The sequence below is a fragment of the Psychromonas sp. genome, from assembly GCF_983033635.1.
This window is the reverse complement of record NZ_CEZLMY010000169.1, coordinates 1-3,421: the sequence shown is the minus strand read 5'-3', so window position 1 is coordinate 3,421 and position 3,421 is coordinate 1. Positions and strand designations below refer to the sequence as shown.

At 40.6% G+C, this 3,421-nt stretch carries 6 protein-coding genes; 3 read left to right on the top strand and 3 right to left on the bottom strand.

Annotated features, from left to right (window positions below):
- From AC4GME_RS15740 to AC4GME_RS15730, 3 genes are all read right to left on the bottom strand, one after another.
- Window positions 1-228, bottom strand: a 228-nt coding sequence (locus AC4GME_RS15740) for a hypothetical protein (protein WP_490379731.1), incomplete at its 3' end; no start/stop codon positions are given.
- Window positions 229-251: 23 nt separating this feature from the next.
- Complete coding sequence (locus AC4GME_RS15735; protein WP_490375565.1) at window positions 252-566, bottom strand: DUF3301 domain-containing protein; 315 nt, start codon at window positions 564-566, stop codon at window positions 252-254.
- A 13-nt stretch (window positions 567-579) separates the two neighbouring features.
- Window positions 580-1,620: a DUF3549 family protein gene (locus AC4GME_RS15730; protein WP_490375566.1), complete on the bottom strand. Its 1,041-nt coding sequence runs from the start codon at window positions 1,618-1,620 to the stop codon at window positions 580-582.
- A 393-nt stretch (window positions 1,621-2,013) separates the two neighbouring features.
- Between AC4GME_RS15730 and AC4GME_RS15725 the strand changes: the two genes are divergently transcribed.
- The 3 genes from AC4GME_RS15725 to AC4GME_RS15715 all read left to right on the top strand — a co-directional run.
- A complete protein-coding gene (locus AC4GME_RS15725; protein WP_490375567.1) occupies window positions 2,014-2,379 on the top strand; it encodes a YqcC family protein in 366 nt (121 codons plus the stop codon).
- Between the two features lie 4 nt (window positions 2,380-2,383).
- On the top strand, window positions 2,384-3,181 hold the full coding sequence (truC, locus tag AC4GME_RS15720) for a tRNA pseudouridine(65) synthase TruC (protein WP_490375568.1): 798 nt from the start codon (window positions 2,384-2,386) through the stop codon (window positions 3,179-3,181).
- Window positions 3,182-3,183: 2 nt separating this feature from the next.
- Window positions 3,184-3,421: hypothetical protein (locus AC4GME_RS15715; RefSeq protein ID WP_490379730.1), on the top strand; the 238-nt coding region annotated here is incomplete at its 3' end.

Here is a 3,421-nt window from a genome sequence, read left to right as displayed (position 1 = left end):
GTCTAATAAAGCATCAAAACTGCCGCTGTTTTCATTGCCTGCACAAGCCGTAAGGGCTGGCTCGGTTGCAACATTTATCTCTTTTTGTGGATTTTCTTTCCACATTTTCAAACCTTGAATAATCATAGGTAGCGGTACATTTTTTGGTAAACGCGCTTTAATCAGTGCGGTATTAGGCACTTTGCCTTCTCTGCTGAGTTGTTGAGCAATTAAAATAATTCTTTCCATGGTCAGCCTTGTTGATGGTTTAATTAATGAAGTGTATTTGGATCTTCAAAAGTGCGGTAAACAGGCAGCTCAAATCTCGGCCTATGTAACCCGGATAAGAATAAATGCCCTTGATAGCTGTTATCGTTATCGCTACTAAATTCAAAAACGAAACTGGCCTGTAGGAAATTCTTTCCTAACTTGAAATTAAACTGGGATCGCGCCACTGAAAGCAGTTGCAGATCGAGCTTAAAGCAGTGGTTGGTGATTAGCTCTTTGGCATATTCAGATTGTTGACGTAACTTCCAAATAAGCGTGCCGACCAGCACTGAAAACAGAATAAACAGCAGATCTGTCATAAATACTCCTTAATTATTTGTTTACGCCGGAAAATAGAATACCAATCGCCTCAGATAAAGCTGGAGAGCGCGCGCTTAAACGTAACTGTTTTAGTACCTTATCGCGCAGAGCGGGAATTGCCACCAAATCGGTAAACAGTTGCGGAAATAGTGAGGCATGATGATTGGCTAAGCTTTCAAAAAAGCGATTGAGCAAGGTTTCATCTTCAAGCATATTCCATAGTCGTCCGGCAATGCCAACATACCAATGTTCATTATAAATGAGCTCTGAGGAAAATTGTTTTTCTAACAGCGCTTTGGTTATGCCGACTGCACGCGCACTTGCCAGTGCACGCAGTAATAAAATCGCGTTGCCTTGATGATTGGCCTGCAGTTCAATATCCGCCAGTTTGGCGATAGCTGTCGCTAACTCAGTACTAATTTGATCTTGATGCTCTAGACATAAAGCTAGCGTTTGTAATGGCTGCTGAGGCAGATGGGGCAGGGCATTAATTAGATTTTGCTGGTTATTATCATAAGCTAAACGTGCCGTTATATCTGCAACACCTTGAATACCCAACTCTTGCCATTCATTCCAGTTTGTCGCGCCCGAAAAATAGTTTAATGCAGCAGGATAAAAAGAGGAAGCTGGACGAATAAAAGCTGCATTGATACTGGCATTAAAAATCGCCAGTTTTTCAGCATTTGGTTTAAATATAAACGGATTACTTGCTAAAGATTCTTGTAACTCTTTGCCGATCTCTGCCGTTAAATCTTTACCCATAGCTTCCACTACCATTTTAATAAAGCTGCTTTGCGCGGTTATTTTCAGAAATCCCTGTTCATCTAACGGCATTCTTAAAAACCAGATAAAATGTTCTTGCTGCTTGCCCACTTGCCAAAAGGTTATTGCGATAAAGGCGTGCTGTTGAATCGGATAGGGATAAGGCAGATCGTTATGTTCAATTTTTTTAAAATCACTATTGGAAATTTTAGCTACTTTACGACCTAAATCATAAATTCGAAATTGGCATTGTGATTCTTGTAAAAAGTCAGTGAGGGTGTTCATATTCATAGCGATTTTATTCTGTAGTTCATAACGTGCAGTGATTATATACCCAAGCCACCTCAAGATGCAGGAATTTATGCCGTTTGATATCTCGGATGTTATACCCAAGCTGCCTGAAGATGCAGATTCAGAGGCTCGCCCGGATGCCAGATCAAGGCATAACATGAAGAGAATGGTTATTCCCTTTTCAAATGTTATAACGCAGAGCTGGCTTTCGGGCGAACCTCCCATGAGGCAAGTCGAGAGACAACCATCTTCGGCGTTATGAAGTATTGATGTAGAATGACTAAACCTTCAACTTCATGCCTTGAATATGGTTACCTCTCGTCTTGCTGATTCCTGCATCTTCAGGTAGCTTGGGTATATATTACGGACGGTTTCTAAATTGAGAAAAAGCAGATGTTAGAGAATGAATTGGCATTACAGCCTGAGTCCAGCAAAAAACGCCATTTGCTGTTACAACTTTTAAATGAATTAGAGCATGAATTACGCCTGCTTAATTTATGGCAAAACACGGCTCCGAGCGAGCAAGCGTTAAGCAGCAGTGAACCCTTTGCAATTGATACCTTAACTTTTGTGCAGTGGCTGCAATTTATCTTTATCGATAAAATGAGTCACTTATTACAGTTTTCTTTGCCCCTGCCAGAGTCAATGTCTGTATTACCGATGGCAAGTGAGTACTTTAAAAGTCAGTCCGTCAATAGCGCTAATATCACCAATATTATCGGGCGTATCGATTTATTGATAAATGAAAGAGAGAGATAAACTGATGAGTCAATCAGCAGAGAATCAAGAAATAGACTTTGCAGAGACGTTTGCAGATCAAGATCTTAACGTTAAAGCGACTAGCTCGGATCTGGAGATTCTTTATCAGGACGAATTTATCGTCGCGGTTAATAAACCCTCCGGCCTGTTAGTACACCGTAGTTGGTTAGATTGCCATGCAACTGAATTCGCACTACAGAAAGTACGTAATCAAATTGGTCAATATGTTTACCCTGTACATAGATTAGATAGACCCACTTCCGGCATTTTACTGTTTGCGCTGGATAAAGAGAGTGCTAAAAATATTAGTGAACAGTTTTTTCAGCATACAACAGAGAAACGTTATTTAGCCGTTGTTCGCGGTTATTTAGAAGACGGAGAGCTGGATTACGCGCTTAAAGAAGATCTCGATAAAATTGCAGATAAACAGGCGCTGCAGGATAAACCCGCACAGGAGGCGTTTACACAGTATCGCTGTTTAGCAAAAACAGAGCTGCCGATTGCGGTTCGCCCTTATGCGCAGTCGCGTTACAGCTTGATGGAACTGATTCCCAAAACGGGGCGTAAACATCAACTGCGCCGCCATATGGCGCATCTGCGTCATCCGATAGTGGGTGATACTTCGCATGGCGATGGTAAACATAATGCTATGTTCCGTGATAATTTTGACTGTCATCGTTTACTGTTACATGCTGCCTATTTATCGTTTAATCATCCTAAAACCGGACAGTTAGTTGAGATTAATGCTCCCTTAGATGATTTTTTTCAATCTTTATTAATAGACCTAAATCTGGAGATTTAGTCATGCATAAAAGATTCAATCAAATTTTATTTGTAATCGTTTTTGCCGTAGCCATCTTTTACTTTGTGCAAAGCAAAATCAACTCAGCAGAAGAGTGTGCAAAAATAGCAGGTGTATGGAACGAGGTCGAACAAACTTGTGAGCAAAGCCTTGAACAGGTTATTTATGAAAATCTTGCCGCTGCCTATCCAATCACTATCAGTTATCCGCAATCAGATAAAAAAATTGTGTTAGATAAAC